This is a genomic window from Weizmannia sp. CD-2023 (assembly GCF_036225245.1).
In the GTDB taxonomy this organism is placed as follows: domain Bacteria; phylum Bacillota; class Bacilli; order Bacillales; family Bacillaceae_C; genus Weizmannia; species Weizmannia faecalis.
This window is the reverse complement of record NZ_JARTJQ010000061.1, coordinates 20,916-40,741: the sequence shown is the minus strand read 5'-3', so window position 1 is coordinate 40,741 and position 19,826 is coordinate 20,916. Positions and strand designations below refer to the sequence as shown.

The window sequence follows — 19,826 nt, the reverse complement described above, 5'->3', positions numbered from 1 at the left end:
TTAACCAAATAGAAAAGCGGAGGTGCCTTGTTTAGCCCCGACAAGCGAATGTTCTGACCGGCATGGAGCCGTCTTTTGGCTCCGTGACGGGCAGGTTATTCGACCTCGAGGGGCTAGGCACCGGAGCTGGACAATAGAAAAGCGGAAGCGCCTCGGTCATCGGCGTACGGATTTCGGAGCTTTCGACTGAGATAAAGGAAACACGGCGAGCCCCTAAAGGCGAGCCGATGTTGACTTATCGTAGGGAGAAAGCGTAGAAATACGCTAGCCGATAGGCGCTGGAGCTAGACAATTCTCAAAGTTAGAAACGCATTCTCCGTTTACAGTTTTTTCTCCCATCCGGTTTTCAGGGAATCACATAATTCCTGTTGATAAGCAATGGAAACTTTGCTATAATGATTTTTGTCATTGAGGTCCGGTGGCGATGGCGGAAAGGTCACACCCGTTCCCATCCCGAACACGGAAGTTAAGCTTTCCAGCGCCGATGGTAGTTGGGGGTTTCCCCCTGCGAGAGTAGGACGCTGCCGGGCCCGATATTCCGCAGTAGCTCAGTGGTAGAGCAATCGGCTGTTAACCGATCGGTCGTAGGTTCGAATCCTACCTGCGGAGTTATATGCTTCCATAGCTCAGCAGGTAGAGCACTTCCATGGTAAGGAAGAGGTCATCGGTTCGAGCCCGATTGGAAGCTTATAGTTTTTTGGCCCGTTGGTCAAGCGGTTAAGACACCGCCCTTTCACGGCGGTAACACGGGTTCGAATCCCGTACGGGTCACCATTTACATATTTGGAGGATTAGCTCAGCTGGGAGAGCGTCTGCCTTACAAGCAGAGGGTCGGCGGTTCGAGCCCGTCATCCTCCATTTTTATGCCGGCCTAGCTCAATTGGTAGAGCAACTGACTTGTAATCAGTAGGTTGGGGGTTCAAGTCCTCTGGCCGGCACCATTTACGGAGGGGTAGCGAAGTGGCTAAACGCGGCGGACTGTAAATCCGCTCCCTCAGGGTTCGGCGGTTCGAATCCGTCCCCCTCCACCATCCATTTTTTTGGACATGCACTTTGGTGCATTTTTTTGGTGAGAGGGTTCATACTATAGATAATTGGGCCATAGCCAAGCGGTAAGGCAACGGACTTTGACTCCGTCATGCGTTGGTTCGAATCCAGCTGGCCCAGCCTTTTGCTATTGAATTGGCGTAGCCATTTGATATATAGATTTTTACGAGCCATTAGCTCAGTTGGTAGAGCATCTGACTTTTAATCAGAGGGTCGCAGGTTCGAATCCTGCATGGCTCACTCTTTTCTTTTTTTAAAGTGTGTGGTATTCTATAAATATGCGGAAGTAGTTTAGTGGTAGAACAACACCTTCCCAAGGTGTGGGTCGCGGGTTCGAGTCCCGTCTTCCGCTTCAAAGAGAAACGCTCAAAACCCTTTTTTATAAGAGGATTTTGAGCGTTTTTTATTTATCTGTAAATTGTTTTAACATCATGTACACTTCATTGTCTGTTAATGGGTGGTTGATGTTTAATCTAGTGGTGCAATTACCTTAGAAGCCCCCACCTGCAAAGCTAAAAAATCAGTGAACAAGAATGTTTGACTGCCGTCTGAAGGAGGATATTTTAGCTAATTCCCATTTCTTCTGTATAATTATACAGAATTTTGTACAGTTGAGCCAATTGGAAAACAATTTTACAATGATATATAGAGAGAAGGGAAGGGGGCAGTCTGATGGAGAAACATATTACAATAATGGGTGTTCCAATGGATCTTGGGCAGCGATATAAAGGGGTGGATCTGGGCCCGCAGGCGATCCGGTATGCAGGTGTGAAAGAAGGGCTAGAGAAACTCGGCTGCGCGGTTACCGATTTGGGCAATATTGAAATTGGCAGGGCGGAGCAGCTCCCTGATGACGAAGCCAATGCGAGAAATTTGAAATCGATTTCAAAAGCAAGCCAGTCCATTGCAGAGCATACAGATGAAATTGTAAAAAGCAACCGGTTTCCGCTTATTTTTGGTGGCGACCACAGTATTGCCATTGGCACAATTGCCGGCATCAGCAAGCATTACAGAAATCTCGGCGTCATTTGGTTTGACGCGCATGCGGATATGAACATTCCTGAGACAAGCCCTTCCGGAAATGTCCACGGCATGCCGCTTGCCGCCAGCCTCGGGCACGGGCATGCTTCTTTAACGGGCGTTTACGGCTATATTCCAAAACTGAAAGCGGAGCATGTTGTCCTGATCGGGCAGCGGGATTTGGACGAAGGGGAAAAGGATTTCATCCGTAATCTGGGCATAAAAATCTACACGATGGCTGAAATTGACCGGTTCGGGATGGAGAGTGTCATGACAGAAAGTATTAACTATTTAAAAGAAAGAACGGATGGCATTCATTTGTCGTTCGATTTAGATGCGCTCGATCCGCAAGAAGCCCCGGGTGTGGGAACGCCTGTATACGGCGGGATTCATTTCCGCGAAAGCAGGCTCGCCATGGAGATGCTGCACGATGCAGATGCCGTTGTTTCAGCCGAGGTTGTTGAAGTAAACCCGATCCTTGACAGCCGCAATCAAACGGCAGAAAAAGCTGTCCGCCTGATTGAAACATTGTTTGGAAAAAAACTTCTTTAAAAATAGCCCCTGCCGGCCGGTATCCGGCACTGCAAATAAAAAAACGGCAAATGATGTTTTGCCGTTTTTTTTATTTAAATCTATTCCATGGGTGTTCTGTTCACTTATCCCTGAAGTTTACTGCTTTTCAATTTGTTAAATTGATTGATGAGCTGGTCCAGATGCCTGCTTGCCTGTAAGACCTGGTCATCCCAGTATGCAGTGGTCGAAGCGAGCTGAATCATTTCACGTCTTTTTTCCTCAATTTCCAACATTAAGGCTCGGCTTTTCTGGTTCATCCCTGACTCCCCGTTCATATTCAAATTTGTAATATTTTATATCCATTTTACTAAAGATTTAAACATTTTTTCCATAACTTTGCTACAATAGACTTGAACATTTTTTTACTTTTTTTTGAAACCTTTTCAGGAGAAAACCGTAAAAATAACGTACCGCACAGGGCGGAGGGGGAAAATGGAAGCAACTGTAAACCGAAAAATTAAGCAGGTCATGAAGGGTGACCAAAATGCTTTTAATGATATCGTTGAATTATATAAAGATAAAGTATTCCAAATCTGTTTCCGCATGATCGGGAGCCGCACCGAAGCGGAGGATCTGGCGCAGGAAACATTTATCCGCGCCTATATCCATATTAAAAGTTTTAAGCAGGAACGGAAATTTTCATCGTGGTTGTACCGGATTGCTACTAATTTGTGTATTGACCGGATCCGCAAGAAGAAACCTGATTTTTATCTGGATGCGGAAATTTCCGGGACGGAAGGGCTGACCCTTTATTCAACCGTACCGGCGGAGGAAAAGCTGCCGGATATGCAGGTGGAGACACTTGAGATGCAGGAAATGATCCAGCGAGAAATTTTAAAATTGCCGGAAAAATACCGAATTATTATCGTTTTAAAGTATATTGAAGAATTATCTTTAAATGAAATCAGCGAAATGCTGGACATTCCGCTGGGAACGGTAAAAACAAGAATCCACCGCGGGCGTGAAGCGCTGCGAAAGCAATTGGGCAGGCTGTGAGGAGGGAAAAATATGGAGGCATGTTCTGAGAGAATTGTACTGTATATGCATGAATACTTAGATGAAGACATTCCGGAAGACCATAAAAAAATGCTCGAGTACCATTTGGAAACATGCCGCGCGTGCCGACAGCATTTTTATGAGCTGCAAAAAAGCATCTTTTACGTGCAAAGCCTTCCGAATGTCCAGGCGCCTCCCGGTTTTACAGGCCGCGTTATGAAAAATCTTCCAAGGGAGAAAAAGCGGGTCGGGGCGGGCCGCTGGTTGAAAATGCATCCGTTTCTCGCCTCCGCCGGCTTGTTCTTCATTTTAATGGCAGGCGCGATGTTTTCCGAGTGGCATAACCCGGACGAGTTTTCCGTAACGAAAAACAAAGACATCATTGTCCAGGGGCATACCGCAATTGTGCCGAAGGGAAAAGTGATTAAAGAGGACATTACGGTAACAAACGGCGATCTCCGGATTGAAGGGAAAGTGGAAGGGAATGTGACGGTGGTCCGGGGAAATGAATATATGGCCTCCGCGGGGGACGTTACCGGAAATGTGGAAGAAATTAATGAAGTTTTTGAATGGATTTGGTATAAAATAAAAGATACAGGACAGGATGCATGGAAGCATTTGAAATGAATATAAATATATTGGAGCGGGGCCGGATCCGGTTCCCGTTTCTTTTTCCAGATATACAAAAGCTGCTATTTCGCCGTGGGAAATGATATAATAGAACAGTTGAAGACAGAGGATATGAAGATTGATGAATTAATGGAGGCAGGGTCATGCATATTGCTGATTTCCCCATCTGGAGCTATCTCTCCAAAATTGTGGATATATTGGTCGTCTGGTATGTCATCTATAAATTATTAATGGTGATCCGCGGAACAAAAGCGGTCCAGCTTTTGAAAGGCATTTTTGTGATCATCATCGTCAGGAGTCTCAGCAGCTTGCTCGGGTTGCAGGCGCTGGCATGGATGATGGATCAGGCACTTACATACGGATTTCTGGTCGTGATTATTATCTTCCAGCCGGAGTTGCGGCGGGCCCTTGAGCAACTCGGCAGGGGAAAATTCTTTTCAAGAACGAACGGCCAGGAAGAAGATGAGCAGGCCCACCTCGTTGAAGCGATCGTCAAGGCGACCAGCTATATGGCGAAACGCAGAATCGGCGCCCTGATCTCGATTGAGCGCGGAACAGGATTAGGCGATTATATCGAAACCGGTATTCCGCTTGATTCTGTTGTGTCGGCTGAACTTTTGATTAATATCTTTATTCCGAACACCCCGCTTCATGATGGCGCCGTGATTATCCAGAAGCGGAAAGTGGCGGCAGCAGCCTGCTATTTGCCACTTTCCGAGAGCCCGTTTATTTCGAAGGAACTGGGGACAAGGCACAGGGCCGCGGTCGGGATCAGTGAGGTAACAGACTGTTTGACGGTGGTTGTATCCGAAGAGACGGGCGGGATAACGGTCACGAAGAATGGCGAGCTTCACAGGGATTTAAGCCTGGAGCAATTGCAGGAAATGCTGGAAGCCGAACTGAACTATACCCAGAAAACAAAGGAGCCTTCCTTGTCGAAATGGAACTGGAGGGTGAGAAAACATGGATAAACTGATGGACAATCGTTGGTTTATGAGGGTGCTGGCGCTTGTTTTAGCCATCCTGCTTTATATTTCAGTTGCGGTGGAAAACGGCGAAGGCAATAAAATTATCGGTTCCGCCACAAAAAACAGCAGTGGCGTAATTGAAAATATGCCGGTCCAGCTGATTTATGATAATAAAAACCTTGTTGTATCAGGCGCACCGAAAACGGTGGACGTGACTGTAACCGGCCCGAAAGTCATCGTCCAGCAGGTGAAAGCCGCTAGGGATTTCACCGTTTACATGGATTTAAGCAATGCACAAATCGGCAAGCAAAAAGCCAAATTGAAAGTAAAAGATCTTTCCGATAAACTGAAATACAAACTCAACCGTACGTATGCTACCGTATCGGTACAAGAAAAAGTATCCAAAATTTTCAACGTTGAGGCAGAATACGACAAAGATATGCTGGCAACCGGGTATGAAGCATCTGTGCCTGCTGTGGAGCCGGGTACTGTGAAAATTACCGGGGCGAAAAACGTCATTGACAGGATCAGTTATGTAAAAGCGACAGTGGAAATCAGCAAGCCGATTACGGAAAGTTTTACGAGGGCCGCGACAGTGAATGTCCTCGACCGGAATTTAAATAAACTGGATGTCTCGGTCAACCCGGATAAAGTGAATGTCTCGGTGAATGTGACCAATCCGAGCAAAACCGTCCCGATTTCCATTAACCCGGTTGGCAGTAACCGCGACAATTTGACAATAACAAGTATCACGACAAATCCGAAGAAGGTGACCATCTACGGCACCAGTGCCCGCCTTGCCGGGATTGAGACGCTGCCGGTTAACATCGACATCAGCAAAATTACGAAAGATACGACCATTGATGTTCCAATTACTCTTCCGGACGGTATCAATAAGGTGGATCCGGAAATGGTCACAGCGACCATCAAAGTGGAAGAAAAAAAGAATGAGGATGAGAAAACGCTGAGCAATATTCCGATTAAGGAAAAAGGACTGGCTGCCGGCTATCAAATGGATTTCCTTTCTCCAAAGAGCGGAACGATTGATATTATTGCAGACGGGAAAAAGAGCGATTTGGACAAGATTTCCGCCTCTGATTTTAACGTTTCGATCAATCTGTCCGGTCTGAAGGAGGGGGACCATGACGTTAGCTATATTGTATCGGGCCCGAAAAATGTAACGTGGAGGCTTTCCGGTGAAAAGGCGAAAATACGCATAAGTGACGCAGCACAAAAGACAGAATAACAGAACTGATATGCGGAAAAGAAGGAGCGAAACCTGATGACGAAATTTTTTGGTACAGACGGAGTAAGAGGCATAGCAAATTCTGAACTCACACCTGAACTTGCTTTTAAACTGGGACGTTTCGGCGGATATGTTTTGACCAAGCATGCGAATGAGCGGCCGAAAGTTCTGATTGGCCGCGATACGCGCATTTCCGGGCAGATGCTTGAGGGGGCGCTTGTTGCCGGGCTTCTGTCTATCGGGGCGGAAGCAATGCGGCTTGGCGTGATTACCACGCCGGGTGTTGCTTATTTGACAAAAGCATTGGGGGCGCAGGCCGGCGTCATGATTTCGGCATCGCATAACCCGGTGGAAGATAACGGCATTAAGTTTTTCGGCCCCGATGGTTTTAAACTGTCGGATGATGAGGAAGCGGAAATCGAAGAACTGCTCAATCAAGACACGGATGACCTGCCGCGGCCGGTCGGGAAAGATCTCGGCATTGTCAGCGACTACTTTGAAGGCAGCCAAAAATACCTGCAGTTCTTAAAACAGACAGTGGATGAAGAATTTACCGGTATTCATGTGGCGCTTGACTGTGCCAACGGTTCGACTTCTTCGCTGGCGACATATCTTTATGCTGATCTTGATGCAGATGTCTCGACAATGGGAGCATCCCCGAACGGTCTGAACATTAATGACGGGGTCGGGTCCACGCATCCGGAAGCGCTTGCTGCTTTCGTCCAGGAAAAAGGCGCGAATGTCGGGCTTGCATTTGACGGCGACGGCGACCGGTTGATCGCTGTTGATGAAAAAGGCCAGATCATAGACGGGGACCAGATTATGTATATTTGTGCCAAATACTTAAAACAAGAAGGGCTTTTAAAGAAAAATACCGTCGTTTCTACTGTAATGAGCAATCTCGGCTTCCATAAGGGCCTTGAAGCGCTCGGCATCAACAGTGTTCAAACGGCTGTCGGTGACCGGTACGTTGTCGAAGAAATGAAAGCAAACGGCTTTAATTTGGGCGGTGAGCAGTCGGGCCATATTATTTTCCTTGACCATAACACGACCGGGGACGGCCTTTTAACCGGACTGCAGCTGATCAACATTATGAAAATCGCGAACAAGCCGCTTTCCGAACTGGCTGCGGAAATGAAAAAGTACCCGCAGAAACTCGTGAATGTAAAGGTAACCGATAAATACCATGTTTTAGAAAACGAAAAAATAAAATCGGTGATTGATGAGGTGGAAAGGGAAATGGCCGGAAACGGGCGTGTTCTTGTCCGCCCTTCCGGAACAGAGCCGCTTGTGCGTGTCATGGTGGAAGCACAGACGGCGGAAGACTGCAGCCGGTTTGTTTCCCGGATTGCCGGGGCAGTGGAAGCGGAAATGGGTTTAAGAGAATAATTTTAAAAAATCCATCCCGGCTTTTCAATTGGTGCTGAAAAGAATTATTTTTTCCTGTGCATAAGGGGGCACGCAACAACCCTCTTATGCATATTTTATGTTGAGAATGGTAAAATATGTTGACGAAGTATCACGCATACGCTATGATAATGATGTTGTTTTCTCTTCACTTTACAGAAAAGGAGGATCGTTTGCGATTTTTTTCTAAAAGCGCCAGAACTGGGCCTGGGACGGATAGGTCCAGTTGACGAGGAGGAGGAGTATCGAGCTTTCGGCGGATGCCTCCCGGCTGCCACACACAGCCGTATGTTTTTCCACAAATCGGCGGGGCGACCCGGCGGACAAAGGGAAAAGCATGTGGGAAGAGAAAACGGATCAGAAGTTTTACAAAAATTTCAAGAGATAAGGGGGCAGGACTGCTCCCGGTAGTTCTTGCCCCCTTGTGATCCGAGGAGGAAGAACAAATGTGTGGTATTGTTGGTTATATCGGTACTGAAGATGCGAAGGAAATTTTGTTAAAAGGCTTGGAGAAGCTGGAATATAGAGGCTACGATTCTGCAGGGATCGCTCTCCGGAATGAAGCCGGCGTGCATGTGTTTAAAGAAAAGGGACGGATTGAAGATTTGCGCCGGATCGTGGATATGCGAATTGCGGCAACGATCGGCATCGGCCATACACGCTGGGCAACCCACGGGGTTCCGAGCAGAGAAAATGCCCACCCGCACCAAAGTGCATCCGGCCGTTTTACGCTTGTGCATAACGGCGTGATCGAAAACTACACGCTTTTGCAAAAAGAGTATCTCACGGATGTTCCTTTAAAAAGTGATACCGATACGGAAATTATCGTGCAACTGGTGGAAAAATTTGCTTCAGAAGGCCTTGAAACGGCGGAAGCGTTCCGGAAAACGCTGACGCTTTTAAAGGGTTCTTATGCGCTTGCCCTCTTGGACGAAAAAGACGGCAATACGATTTATGCGGCAAAAAATAAAAGCCCGCTTTTGGTAGGCGTCGGCAACGGCTTTAATGTGGTAGCGAGCGATGCGATGGCGATGCTGCAAGTGACAGACCAGTTTATCGAACTGGCAGATGGTGAAATGGTCATCCTTACCCGCGGGCAAGTCACCATCCAGAATCTTGCCGGTGAAACGATCACCCGCCAACCGTATAAAGCAGAAATCGATGCAAGCGATATAGAGAAGGGTACGTACCCGCATTATATGCTGAAAGAAATCGATGAGCAGCCGCTCGTGATGCGGAAAATTATCCAGGCTTACCAGGATATCAACGGCAAATTGTCTGTTGACAGCCAAATTATCGATGCCGTAACCGAAGCTGACCGGCTTTATATTATCGCATGCGGCACGAGCTACCATGCCGGCCTTGTTGGCAAGCAGCTCATTGAGAAGCTGGCGAAAATTCCAGTTGAAGTCCATGTATCCAGTGAATTTGTTTACAATATGCCGCTTTTGTCAGAAAAACCGCTGTTCATTTTTATTTCGCAAAGCGGGGAGACAGCCGACAGCCGTGCCGTGCTTGTAAAAGTGAAAGAATTGGGTTACAAGACGCTGACGATGACCAATGTGCCGGGCTCGACTTTGTCCCGTGAAGCGGATTATACCCTATTGCTTCATGCAGGACCGGAAATTGCGGTTGCTTCGACAAAGGCATATACGGCGCAAATTGCCGTCCTTGCGATCCTTGCTGATGTAGCGGCAAAATCGCGTGGTTTCAGCGAAGACTTCGACCTGGTACATGAACTCGGACTTGTGGCAAATGCGATGGAAGTGCTGTGTGGTTCAAAAGAAGAAATTGAACAAATGGCATATGACTACTTGACGGTCACCCGCAATTGTTTCTTCATCGGCCGTTCGATGGACTACTTTGTCTGCCTTGAAGGCGCACTGAAGCTGAAGGAAATCTCTTATATTCAAGCGGAAGGTTTTGCAGGGGGCGAACTCAAACACGGCACAATTGCCCTGATTGAGGACGGTACACCGGTTGTCGCGCTTGCTACGCAAAAAGACGTCAACTGGAGCATCCGCGGCAATGTCAAGGAAGTTGTCACCCGCGGGGCCAACCCTTGCGTGATCTCGATGAAAGGCCTGAATGAGGAAGGCGACCGTTTCGTCATTCCTCATGTACACGAATTATTGACACCTCTTATCTCAGTTGTACCATTGCAGTTGCTTGCGTATTACGCAGCACTGCACCGCGGCTGCGACGTCGACAAGCCGAGAAATTTGGCCAAATCGGTCACAGTCGAATAAACAAAAAAGCCCGGGGAAGCCAGAATGACTGGTTTTCCTGGGCTTTTTGTTTAATCAAATGATTGATTGAAGGGATGATACAAGGTAAAACAAGGCGATTTTATTGGCCCGGCTTCTTTGGATGAGGCCTTGTATCTCCCTGTTAAAAAGTCCGTCCCCTGCAAAAAAGTTGGGACCCGCTGTTAAATAGTTGGTACCTGACCGGCAGGAGACCAGGCCAATTCAGCAGGCAAATATGGTTGTTTTCCGGGTCATTTTCAACCCTAATTCAATAGAAAGACAAACTCGGGCTCGATCCAAAACGGGTCCAGTTTTTCTTTTGTACAGCGGCCCCAATCCTTTGTCCCGCATGGGCTCCGCCGTTCTCTAATCCTATAGCGTTAGAAGCTCCACTGTATGGAATTGGGCGATTCTCAGTCCTTTTTCATGTGGTTCCCAGCCAGCTCAGTTCCGTCATTTCTCCAATATTTTTTCTCTAATCAGGGAAGAACTTTTTGACATTTCCAGACTATGCTGAACAACCCAGCAACCTAATTTCTGGTAAAAATCAGGCGTTTTGGGAACCAACTTTTTAACATTGCCAGCGGTCATCAAAATGCGGTTGGAGCCTTGGGGGAGTAAGAGGAAAGGGGGATTTTGGCGGGGAAGGACTTTTTTACAGGGGAATAAATAGTAATATATATCTAAAATATCAAAAAATAGGTACCAATAATATTATTTTATGGTAAAATTTGTTGTGGTACTTCAAGTATCTTTTCAGGATCCGCAGCATTTGCTGCTGAGAAACCGAGTGAAACCACATCTTCTGTAGTACAACAAAGTCAGGCAACTCAAGCTCAAGCTTCATCTCTTGCAGTAGATCCTGGTATTCAATCTATTAACGGTCAGATGTCTACTCAATCAGAACCAACTTACATAAATAAGAAGGCTTTAAGATGGGCAATTGATAGTACTACTCCTATTACTAATCTAGTAGGTAAATATTTTGGTAAAACAGCTGTGAAAAAAGTAGGAAGCGTTATGCATAGTCATGTAAAACCTGCTCTACGTAAATTAGAAGCTTTAGATAAGGTAAACTAAAAGAAACTTTAATACGATGCTATGAAGGGACCACTTGGAGCTACAGCTGCAAGATTTGGTGCTAAAGCCATTGTAAAAGTGATTCAAATCTTTAGTCTCGTTTAAAAAAAGATAGGAGAATAAGTATGGATGCTAAAAATACCTCGCAAGTGATTGAAAATTTGGAGAACCAGGTAGAAAGATTAGATAAAGAAGTTTATAACTTAAATTCTAAGGTTGAACTTTTAGAAGGCCTTTTAATAAAAATTATTGAAAATCAAAAAATATCTCCTAATTTATTATTAGATATTGATTGCATTGCTGTAAAAAAAGATTTAAGTGGTGAAGAGCGAGCTGAGATTTCATTTTTCCTTCTCAAAGTTCAAAAAGAGTATATGCAAGAAGGTAAAGTTCCAAATTTAGAAGAATTTCATTCTGGATTATGTAATGTACTAGGTGTTACTCAAAATGAAAAAGAAGAATATCCAATTGAAATCTCAAAACAATTGCTTCAGAAGTATGACAAAATAGGTGAATTTCCAGTTGCAAAAGAAATTTTATCTAAAAGTTGAAATACCGAAATCTATTCTCACCCCTTGTTCTACAAGGGTTTAAAGCAAAAATAAAAGCATGAACACTCAAAACTCGGTAAGGGGTATTACGATTGCCAAAATATGAGAGTAAAAAAGCCTTGATTGATGAAATTACTAAGAGTGCAAAGTTATTTATTGATGAATTCCGTTCTATTAATAATCTTGATAAAGATGTATTTGTAAACGGAGTGGATAGAACGCCATCCCAGATGATTGCTTACCAACTGGGATGGTTAAATTTAATATTATCATGGGAACAAGATAACAAAGAGGGAAAAAATGTAATAACACCTGCGCCAGATTATAAATGGAATAACCTAGGGGGGCTTTATCAGAGCTTTTATGATAAATATGCAAATGATTCGATTGAAACGTTAATTGAACTGTTTAATCAGGATGTTCATAAAATCATTCAATTGGTTGAAAGCTATAATGACCAAGAATTATTTGAGCAAGGCGGCAGACAGTGGGCGTCTTCAACACCATCCAATTGGCCAATTTGGAAGTGGATTCATATCAATACAGTAGCGCCATTTAAAACGTTTAGAACTAAAATTAGAAAATGGAAAAAGATAAAGGGATATAATTTTTAATGGATTTGCAGGATCAAATAAATTTAGAGACCTTTCGCAGCCGAAAGGGTACAAAAGGAGTGACTTGAAGTAGCCGGTATAACCTATCGAGAAAAATTTTCCACATACGGTAAAGCGCTGTCTCTGCTCGTCTTCGAACGAATATGGTAAAATAAGGGCAGCTTATTTTAAGGGAGTTTTCAATATGGCGAACGGATCATCTCTATATAAAGGACAGTATCATATAGAACTTAGGGATGTTGACTTTACAAAGAAGTTAAAGCTAAGTGCATTGTTCAGCTTGTTTCAAGACATTGCCAGTCTCGCTGCCGAGGATCTTGGTTATGGTATTGAAACATTGGAGAAGAAGTATAAGGTGGCATGGATTTTAACCCGCATTCGCGTGGATATCCTGCGCCATCCTACTTGGGATGAAAACATCACGATTGAAACGTGGCCGCTTCAACCAAGCAAGATTGATTTTGACCGCGACTTTCTTGTCAAAGATCACACCGGAGCGGTCATCATAAAAGCGGCATCAAAATGGGTCGTCATGGGTTTAAACGATCGGAAAATTAAACGAACAGAATCAATTAACATCCACTACCCTGAAAACCGTACGGAACGCGCTATTGAAGGGAAATTTGGGAAGTTCAAAGATTTTGGCGGATTAGAACCCGCTTATCAAAAAGTCATTGGATACAGTGATATCGATTTTAACGGCCATCTCAATAACTCCAAATATGTCGATTACATCATGGATTGCTTTCTTCCGGATTTTCACAAAAGGCACCCCATTCATACAATAGAGATCAATTTCAATCAAGAAGCCTTGCCGGGAGATTCCATTACACTATACAAAGATATTTCCAAAATGGACGAGCACGAGCTTTATGTTGAGGGGATCAATCAAACCGATCATCATACCATTTTTAAATCGCACATCACGATTCATTAAGGGGCTCTCAATCAGGGTCCAAGTACAGAAATTCCTTTAGATCATGGTGTCTGTGTTGTCTTATTTTTCAAAAGGATGAACCAATTGGCCATAACCAAGTTAATTAAGTCTGGCAGAACGAGTTTTATTGTTAAAGTTTGGTTTCAGAAATGACCGAATCCTATTGAGATTCGGTTATAATCGTTAGCCATATCATCACTTTTGCGATTGATCATGCAGAATGATTGGTTTATTATCTCGCATCGTCGCTTGATATAAACTTATGTCGCCGGTTTTCGGCACTCCAGATAATGCGGGAACGACAAAATTATCATTGAGTGAAATCGTCCAAACCGCCTGCTTTTGTTTCTCTAAAACGATGGCAAGCGTACCAAATTGTTTGATATGGCGCCAATCAAAAAATTCTGTACGCCCGCCCACAATAACCGTTATCCCTTTTGTATCGCTTACCACTTTGGTATTTTTTCCTTGCCACTTGCCTTGGATTTCCGACCCGACATAATAATAGGAACGACCATCTGACCGGTCACCGTATGTCGCAATGAATTGCTCGATCTTTCCGTCAGCTGTCTTATAAGTCACTGCGGCGATATCGTTGGCGAGCCATTTGACCTTAAACACCCCGTCTGTCTTATAGGGCAGTCTTTCTTTTGGCCGCGCAAGGATACCGAAATAAGACCTTAGATAGACGGCGTCGCCGGACTTCGTCTTTTCTTTGATCGACACCACATGTTTGTAATCGGGCGAGAGGCTTGTGATATTTTTTATTTCCTTGTTACTCGCAACAAGCAAGCCTCCACTTGCAAGGATGAAGACGACAGCCAAGCCACTGATAGCCCAAAGCCATATTTTTGAAGGTTTCAGGAGAAGTATAATGGCCAGCGCTAAAAAGATGAAGCAAAGGATATTGATGAAGTAAAAGAGCCTGTCATCGACATACTCCGCTTGAAATCTTTCATGCGCATATAGGCAGCCCATTTGCAAACAAAAGAAACCAACGGCGAAAAGAAGCAGCATCCACCCGGTCACTTTGATATATAATCCTTTTACCTGGCTCATTCGCCTACCTCCGTCGAAAACTCCCATGTCAACCCATTATCTTTTGATATGAACTTGCCTTTAACTTTTCCACCCTTATAATCGCCATTGGGACCTTGATTAACAAGTAGGACCAGGTGATCGCCTTCTTTTTTGGGGATTTCAGCCGTCACAAAGATCTTATGATACTTTGCCGGTATATTTATTTCCGCCCTCTTCCACGATTTTCCGCCGTCTTGCGTCACATGGAAATCCGGTTCCTCAGGATCAATCGTCCCATAAGACATAAATCCGGTTGATTCATCGATAAATCCACCGTCAGAAAGCAGCCGCGAATCCCCTGTAAAGCCGGTGATATGCCAAGTCTTACCGCCATCATAGGTTAAATAAGCATTTGAACCTTCTTGTGACATGGTCCGATAGCCGGTAAGAATCACATAACCGAAACGATCATTCAGAAACGCGACTTTTCGAATTCGTATGCCGGGAAAGTCTTTTTCAACAACCGCGCGCTGCCACGTTTTGCCTTGGTCAAGCGTATAAATGAGTAACGTTTCCTTATCTTCTGATTCATCTGAATAGAGGAATGCCGCCCGTTTTGCCGTGAGAACATAGCTATTTTCGATGAGTTCTTGTTCATTGCCGTTATATTCCCCCTTAAATAACTGATCTTTTTTTACCGGGACGGTGACCCAATGGCCGCCCTTATCAAACGTAATCTTAAGCTGATTGTTTGTTAACGCATAGCCATTCTTTTCATCCATATAATGCGGCTGAAGTGGCGTTGTTTGTTTAGGCTTTAATGGCGCGCCGTCGCCGTATTGTTCATCAATCGTTTGATCAAATGGAGGAGAGGGCAATCGCTGGGACTTATAGAACGAGATTGTCATGATGATGAAACCAATGATGATCACTCCGGCCACCATAAAGACGAATTTTTTCATCTTATACACCTTCATTTTTTAATAGTCCGAAGGCTTAAAAAGCGTCAAACATAAGAACGCTTTGTAAGTGTTTAGTACTTAAAATAAGCGGCCGAATTCGGTTAATCGCGGTCACTTATTCTTGGTATCAGATAAACAAAAATACGATCATTTTCAAACCGCGCCTGCAATTTTCAATCGGGTCAATTCGGTAGAAAAGAATTTGTATGTTAAGCCTTTGCCAGTTTTTTTCTTCTGAATTACGAAAGTAAAATAGAAGCTTAAAATAAAAAGGTGCCTCGAACCTCTGGTATAATTAGGTTTGACAAAAACTACTAAACCAGAAAGAGGAACCTTTAAGGTGAATTATATCACTTCTGTCTTGAAAATCAAATGTGTTTTTTATTTAAAGAAGAATACAAATTTTAGTCGGTTTCCCTCAATTTTGTAGTTTTTGAAAAAATGGAGTTGCGGAATATAGTCAAGAAAAAAGAAACTCTGCCCAAAATTAACCCTGGATCCTCTTTAGAGTAATAAGGGGGATGGCAACGATTCGTAAAATATATGGTCATTTTGGTGTTTTCTGCCGATAACCATGTTACCGGCAGCGTTTTTGGTGGCTTTCTCCAAAGAGTTTGACATATTCTCCTAAAGGTTTTTTGTTATATTCTCTATCGGGATATCTGATTTTATCTTAAATGAAGAATAAAACAAGGTAATCCGTAAGATGGCCATAACGGCGATTATCATACAAGTTATAAATATCCCAAAGGTTTCTATTAATCCCCAAGAAATGATCATAAAAGAAAGGGTGCCTAGATCTGCTGATGCCTCCATCACGCCCATTACTTTACCTTTTTCATATTGGGGGATCGCTTTAAAGGTTTCAGCTGAGAGCAAATTATTTATTACGGGGTTTCCCATCGTCATAATGGCAAATCCAACTATAAAGAATATCCAGTTTAAGGAGGCTCCCATCATAACAATGCCCCCACATACCAAAAAGACAGTTAGAAAATACAAAAATACCTTTGAAGCGAATAAAAGACTGGATCTTGATAATATCATATTGGATAAAATCACAAAAACACCACCAACGAGCCAAAAAATCGATATTTCAAAGTCAGCTACTTTAAAATGTCCTTCCAAAATATACACCGAAAGGCCCGTCATTACGGGGCCAATCATGCCACCTAGTAAATGTGAGAAAAAGTAAATCCGCAGTATTTTATCTTTTAAAGTCCTTTTCAAATATGCTAAGGAAAACCATGCAGTATCATGCGAGTGTTCGATTTGAATTTTTTCATCAAACCTCATGATTAAAAACGCGCACACGAGAAAAGAAGCAGAGTCTATGAGAATGGCGTACGAACTTAAAATACCAAAAATGAGTGGCCCGATAGTAAAACCTACAGTCTTACAAGTTGTAGTAAACGTGTTTTTCTTGCTTATTGCCCTTGCTAATCCTATGTTTGGATCTTTAATTGTCAAATCTCTAAACCATACTTCAAGACACAGATTAGCAAAATGCCCAAGTGATTGGGATAAGATCATCAAAGGGAATAAAAAAATAATAAAATGTTTAAATGATAGTAATGAAAATAATGTTATCATAACAAAGCAATTAAGAAAAAAGGAAGTAAATATCATCTTTTTAGAAGATACTTTGTCTATAAAATGTCCGCTTACAATGGTAGATATTATTCCCGCAATCGTTTCTGTAAGGTACAAACTTCCGGCATAAAGGAATGAGCCTGTTAGATTGAGGGCAAAAATGGGAAGACCGGTCCATGTTATTGCGGTACCTAGCGTATTAATGGTATCAACAAGTATTAATCTGTTTACTGCGTTGTTTAACATATTGGCACCCCCAAAAAATGCTTTTATGGCCAAAGGCAAGCCTAAATTAAAATAGGCTTGCCTTATAAACAATCGTTTGCTGACTTTTCACCTTAAATCTGAACCTTGGCTTGTTCAGTTTTTAATGGTTCGTTTAAGCAAGTCTTTTTTTCTTGTTCACCTTTCAACGGTTCATTATAGCAGGTTGCAGCTTTCAACGGTTCATTATAGCAGGTTCCAGCTTTCAATGGTTCATTGTAGCAGGTCGCAGCTTTCAACGGTTCATTGTAGCAGGTTCCAGCTTTCAATGGTTCATTATAGCAAGTCTTTACTTCAGCATTCGTGCTATTTTTGGCTAGTTCTTTAACTTTATCTGATAACGGTATATTATAGTCTTCTTTAAATTCAACGGACCATTTTTTCAAAGACTCCCTATATATATTCAATAAATGAGGAAGCTCAGATTCTTCTTTGCCATAACCAGGATTATGATCTAAAATACAACCAAAGTAATCCATGCAATCATTATAATATTTCTGTGGATGAAGAATATGAAGGTGCCACATTTCGTCAATATCATACGTAGGGCAGATTGAGGTGTGAGGATATTTTTTCACTAAATATAGGAATTTCAAGTATCTGTTTTTTATACATGTAAGTTCCTCTTCTGATAACCTACTTAAAACCCCATCACTCCTCCTAGCCGCCTCGATTAAGTCCACGCTCACATTTGGAAAATGTTTGCTCATATACTTTACCTCCCATATTTTATTTCCTACATCACTATAACTATGAGGGCTTACCGAAATTTATGTGTATGTTCATCAAATAAATGTCAACCTTATAGGACTTGCCTTAAAGGGAGATACTTATCTGCTCAAAAGTAACGGAGAACTTTTTGTACCAAATAATTCCAATGGTCTCCGTGTCCCATTTTACATATTGAAACTATTTGCCGACAGCTTTCCTTACACATTATATTCGCGAAAAGTAGCCGAAATCCTTCTTTAATCTGTAATTTTTGCTTATTCAACAGGTCCTAAATAGCCAGTCCCGGATTCAACAGGAAAACAGTCCGATTTGGCAGGCAAAATTCAATTGAAAACCAAATTCAAACTGGATCCAAAACGGGTTCAGTTTTTCTTTTGACCAGTGTAATTTCTATCCTCGATGCAGATTAGGAGGGGAATTGAAAAAGTTTTTTAAGACTGTCGGTGAATGACATTGCATTGGCATTCATCATGATCTGGACCCAAGAAAAAGGTCATTTACGACATAAGACCATTTTATTAAGAAAGGTTGCGGGGTTGATCCTTTTCTAAGAGGAGGCAAGAAAGACCATCCTTTTTCGTTTTCAAGATGGTCTTTTTTAATCAAAATTCAATTTTTCTATCCCTTTCTTTTTGTTGATAAAATCACCAATTGTCCTAGTAAAGCCACTAGCACAAGACAGCCGGCTGCAAATGGAAGTTGGGAAGGTGTCAATCCAGCTACCATAACAACCCCTCCAAGCGCAGACCCTACTGAGCTCCCTAAATAATTGGCGGAACTGTTTAAAGCGACAACAGCGGGTCCGTGTTTAGGCTGTAGCTCGAGTAATACATGCTGTTGAGGGGCTAGTGAAGCCCATCCCATTGCACCCCAAATAAAGAAGGGTAGAAACATTAGAATAGGAACTCTAAGACCTAACGGCAGACTGAACATGGCTAATGCTAATAGAATTAATATACCGCCCGTAATCCAGCCTGGACGTCCTATTCGATCAATAAGAGTACCAATGAATAAGCTGCCGACAACACCACCAATGCCCCACGCCCAAAGATATGGTGTAACAGAATGGATTCCATCCAAGTTCTGCAAGATTGGAGCGATATACGTATAAAGCCCCAAACTTGCAATGCCTGTCACAAAAGTAATGCCAACCGTTGCTGTTACTCTTCCATTGGCCAGCATTGCAAGACGTTGCCGTAATGACGGTGGGGGCGAAGCTGGAATGTTTGGAAACCAGATGACAATCCCAATCATAGCAATGAGACCAAGTATCGTAATGAGCCATAACGTCCCATCCCAACCTGCATGCGCAGCAACTATCAATCCGAGTGGAACCCCCACGACCGTCCCCATGCTCATACCGCCTAATGTCATACCTAAGGCACGTCCGCGCTTCTTATCGGAAACAAGAGATGAAGCGGCTGCCGTGGCAAGCGGAGAATAAAGACCAGCTCCGATCCCTGCAATGGCACGAGCAATAAGCAGAAAGAGAAAATTCGGTGCCAGTGCACTGCCCGCATTGCCTAATGAGAACACCGCAAGTGCCAGTACCAATATGCTACGTGTTGGTTTTCCGGCCAATAATGTTGCGAAAATCGGAGCGGCGAGCGCAAAGCAAAGTGTGAAGATGGTCACAGCCTGTCCCGTCTGCGAATCGATGATTTTAAATGTTGCCCCGATATCGGGTAACAAACCAGCCATTACATAGGCATCAAACCCAAGCGTAAACATCCCTATGGTAAGAAGAAATACCCTCCTCATGTTACCCCTCCTCAAATCTTCTATTATATACTTGTTAAATATTTAACTATTTGGATATTTCTTCGTATAGGATAAACCAATATGTTACAATGAATGGGTCCCTATATGTGCAAGATTACTACAAGGACAGGATAAAAGGAATAATCATTGTGTTAGATGGATATAACAAATAGTTA

General features: G+C 43.4%; 16 protein-coding genes, 9 tRNA genes and 1 rRNA gene. 20 read left to right on the top strand and 6 right to left on the bottom strand.

The features are described from left to right. Positions 1–414 precede the first annotated feature (414 nt). From rrf to rocF, 11 genes are all read left to right on the top strand, one after another. A 5S ribosomal RNA gene (gene rrf, locus P9687_RS08685) occupies positions 415–530 on the top strand. A gap of 7 nt (positions 531–537) precedes the next feature. Further along, positions 538–609: transfer RNA gene (locus P9687_RS08680), tRNA-Asn, on the top strand. 6 nt (positions 610–615) lie between these two features. Continuing rightward, positions 616–688 (top strand) — tRNA-Thr (locus tag P9687_RS08675). Between the two features lie 11 nt (positions 689–699). Beyond that, positions 700–774: transfer RNA gene (locus tag P9687_RS08670), tRNA-Glu, on the top strand. An 11-nt stretch (positions 775–785) separates the two neighbouring features. Further along, positions 786–858: transfer RNA gene (locus tag P9687_RS08665), tRNA-Val, on the top strand. A gap of 7 nt (positions 859–865) precedes the next feature. After that, a tRNA-Thr gene (locus P9687_RS08660) sits at positions 866–941 on the top strand. A 5-nt stretch (positions 942–946) separates the two neighbouring features. Further along, positions 947–1,031: transfer RNA gene (locus P9687_RS08655), tRNA-Tyr, on the top strand. 64 nt (positions 1,032–1,095) lie between these two features. Further along, positions 1,096–1,167: transfer RNA gene (locus P9687_RS08650), tRNA-Gln, on the top strand. Positions 1,168–1,214: 47 nt separating this feature from the next. Then, a tRNA-Lys gene (locus tag P9687_RS08645) sits at positions 1,215–1,287 on the top strand. 40 nt (positions 1,288–1,327) lie between these two features. Then, positions 1,328–1,399, top strand: a tRNA-Gly gene (locus P9687_RS08640). Positions 1,400–1,719: 320 nt separating this feature from the next. Further along, the gene (gene rocF / locus P9687_RS08635) at positions 1,720–2,619 is read left to right on the top strand and encodes an arginase (RefSeq protein WP_014096460.1); all 900 of its coding nucleotides are present in this window, start codon (positions 1,720–1,722) and stop codon (positions 2,617–2,619) included. A gap of 104 nt (positions 2,620–2,723) precedes the next feature. Here rocF and P9687_RS08630 read toward each other — a convergent pair whose 3' ends face one another. Further along, positions 2,724–2,897 carry an aspartyl-phosphate phosphatase Spo0E family protein gene (locus tag P9687_RS08630; protein ID WP_014096459.1) on the bottom strand — a complete coding sequence of 58 codons (174 nt, stop codon included), beginning with the start codon at positions 2,895–2,897 and terminating at the stop codon, positions 2,724–2,726. 175 nt (positions 2,898–3,072) lie between these two features. Here P9687_RS08630 and sigW point away from each other — a divergent pair, with 175 nt between their 5' ends. From sigW to P9687_RS08585, 9 genes are all read left to right on the top strand, one after another. Then, positions 3,073–3,636, top strand: a complete 564-nt coding sequence (sigW, locus tag P9687_RS08625; RefSeq protein ID WP_014096458.1) for an RNA polymerase sigma factor SigW — start codon at positions 3,073–3,075, stop codon at positions 3,634–3,636. A 12-nt stretch (positions 3,637–3,648) separates the two neighbouring features. Further along, positions 3,649–4,263: an anti-sigma factor family protein gene (locus P9687_RS08620; RefSeq protein WP_014096457.1), complete on the top strand. Its 615-nt coding sequence runs from the start codon at positions 3,649–3,651 to the stop codon at positions 4,261–4,263. A gap of 146 nt (positions 4,264–4,409) precedes the next feature. Then, positions 4,410–5,237, top strand: coding sequence for a diadenylate cyclase CdaA (gene cdaA / locus P9687_RS08615; RefSeq protein ID WP_014096456.1), 828 nt, complete (start codon positions 4,410–4,412; stop codon positions 5,235–5,237). Beyond that, the gene (locus P9687_RS08610) at positions 5,230–6,480 is read left to right on the top strand and encodes a CdaR family protein (RefSeq protein ID WP_014096455.1); all 1,251 of its coding nucleotides are present in this window, start codon (positions 5,230–5,232) and stop codon (positions 6,478–6,480) included. The genes cdaA and P9687_RS08610 overlap by 8 nt, the downstream gene beginning before the upstream one ends. Positions 6,481–6,516: 36 nt before the next feature. Then, on the top strand, positions 6,517–7,869 hold the full coding sequence (glmM, locus tag P9687_RS08605) for a phosphoglucosamine mutase (RefSeq protein ID WP_014096454.1): 1,353 nt from the start codon (positions 6,517–6,519) through the stop codon (positions 7,867–7,869). A 464-nt stretch (positions 7,870–8,333) separates the two neighbouring features. Next, a complete protein-coding gene (gene glmS, locus P9687_RS08600; protein ID WP_014096453.1) occupies positions 8,334–10,136 on the top strand; it encodes a glutamine--fructose-6-phosphate transaminase (isomerizing) in 1,803 nt (600 codons plus the stop codon). A gap of 1,205 nt (positions 10,137–11,341) precedes the next feature. Continuing rightward, positions 11,342–11,767, top strand: a complete 426-nt coding sequence (locus P9687_RS08595) for a hypothetical protein (protein WP_026683805.1) — start codon at positions 11,342–11,344, stop codon at positions 11,765–11,767. Positions 11,768–11,859: 92 nt separating this feature from the next. Continuing rightward, the gene (locus P9687_RS08590; protein ID WP_035190176.1) at positions 11,860–12,381 is read left to right on the top strand and encodes a ClbS/DfsB family four-helix bundle protein; all 522 of its coding nucleotides are present in this window, start codon (positions 11,860–11,862) and stop codon (positions 12,379–12,381) included. Positions 12,382–12,565: 184 nt separating this feature from the next. Then, a complete protein-coding gene (locus tag P9687_RS08585) occupies positions 12,566–13,318 on the top strand; it encodes an acyl-[acyl-carrier-protein] thioesterase (protein WP_061566279.1) in 753 nt (250 codons plus the stop codon). 195 nt (positions 13,319–13,513) lie between these two features. Here the strand turns inward: P9687_RS08585 and P9687_RS08580 are convergent, their stop codons facing one another. The 5 genes from P9687_RS08580 to P9687_RS08560 form a co-directional block, all read right to left on the bottom strand. Next, positions 13,514–14,377, bottom strand: a complete 864-nt coding sequence (locus P9687_RS08580; RefSeq protein ID WP_035182809.1) for a hypothetical protein — start codon at positions 14,375–14,377, stop codon at positions 13,514–13,516. Further along, entirely contained in the window at positions 14,374–15,300 is a 927-nt protein-coding gene (locus P9687_RS08575) for a WD40/YVTN/BNR-like repeat-containing protein (protein WP_104851081.1), read from the bottom strand. The genes P9687_RS08580 and P9687_RS08575 overlap by 4 nt, the downstream gene beginning before the upstream one ends. Before the next feature lie 627 nt (positions 15,301–15,927). Continuing rightward, a complete protein-coding gene (locus tag P9687_RS08570) occupies positions 15,928–17,139 on the bottom strand; it encodes an MFS transporter (RefSeq protein ID WP_328228574.1) in 1,212 nt (403 codons plus the stop codon). A 92-nt stretch (positions 17,140–17,231) separates the two neighbouring features. Then, positions 17,232–17,867, bottom strand: coding sequence for a glycine-rich domain-containing protein-like (locus tag P9687_RS08565; protein ID WP_328228887.1), 636 nt, complete (start codon positions 17,865–17,867; stop codon positions 17,232–17,234). A 640-nt stretch (positions 17,868–18,507) separates the two neighbouring features. Next, complete coding sequence (locus tag P9687_RS08560) at positions 18,508–19,650, bottom strand: MFS transporter (protein ID WP_035182786.1); 1,143 nt, start codon at positions 19,648–19,650, stop codon at positions 18,508–18,510. Between the last annotated feature and the right edge of the window lie 176 nt (positions 19,651–19,826).

Excerpts from the sequence above, each read along its gene's own strand:
- P9687_RS08630 (WP_014096459.1), bottom strand. The coding sequence starts at position 2,897 with ATGAACCAGAAAAGCCGAGCCTTAATGTTGGAAATTGAGGAAAAAAGA.
- glmM (WP_014096454.1), top strand. The coding sequence starts at position 6,517 with ATGACGAAATTTTTTGGTACAGACGGAGTAAGAGGCATAGCAAATTCT.
- P9687_RS08570 (WP_328228574.1), bottom strand. The coding sequence starts at position 17,139 with ATGTTAAACAACGCAGTAAACAGATTAATACTTGTTGATACCATTAAT.
- P9687_RS08585 (WP_061566279.1), top strand. The coding sequence starts at position 12,566 with ATGGCGAACGGATCATCTCTATATAAAGGACAGTATCATATAGAACTT.
- glmS (WP_014096453.1), top strand. The coding sequence starts at position 8,334 with ATGTGTGGTATTGTTGGTTATATCGGTACTGAAGATGCGAAGGAAATT.
- P9687_RS08620 (WP_014096457.1), top strand. The coding sequence starts at position 3,649 with ATGGAGGCATGTTCTGAGAGAATTGTACTGTATATGCATGAATACTTA.
- P9687_RS08610 (WP_014096455.1), top strand. The coding sequence starts at position 5,230 with ATGGATAAACTGATGGACAATCGTTGGTTTATGAGGGTGCTGGCGCTT.
- P9687_RS08565 (WP_328228887.1), bottom strand. The coding sequence starts at position 17,867 with ATGAGCAAACATTTTCCAAATGTGAGCGTGGACTTAATCGAGGCGGCT.
- rocF (WP_014096460.1), top strand. The coding sequence starts at position 1,720 with ATGGAGAAACATATTACAATAATGGGTGTTCCAATGGATCTTGGGCAG.
- P9687_RS08575 (WP_104851081.1), bottom strand. The coding sequence starts at position 15,300 with ATGAAAAAATTCGTCTTTATGGTGGCCGGAGTGATCATCATTGGTTTC.
- cdaA (WP_014096456.1), top strand. The coding sequence starts at position 4,410 with ATGCATATTGCTGATTTCCCCATCTGGAGCTATCTCTCCAAAATTGTG.
- P9687_RS08560 (WP_035182786.1), bottom strand. The coding sequence starts at position 19,650 with ATGAGGAGGGTATTTCTTCTTACCATAGGGATGTTTACGCTTGGGTTT.
- sigW (WP_014096458.1), top strand. The coding sequence starts at position 3,073 with ATGGAAGCAACTGTAAACCGAAAAATTAAGCAGGTCATGAAGGGTGAC.
- P9687_RS08580 (WP_035182809.1), bottom strand. The coding sequence starts at position 14,377 with ATGAGCCAGGTAAAAGGATTATATATCAAAGTGACCGGGTGGATGCTG.
- P9687_RS08595 (WP_026683805.1), top strand. The coding sequence starts at position 11,342 with ATGGATGCTAAAAATACCTCGCAAGTGATTGAAAATTTGGAGAACCAG.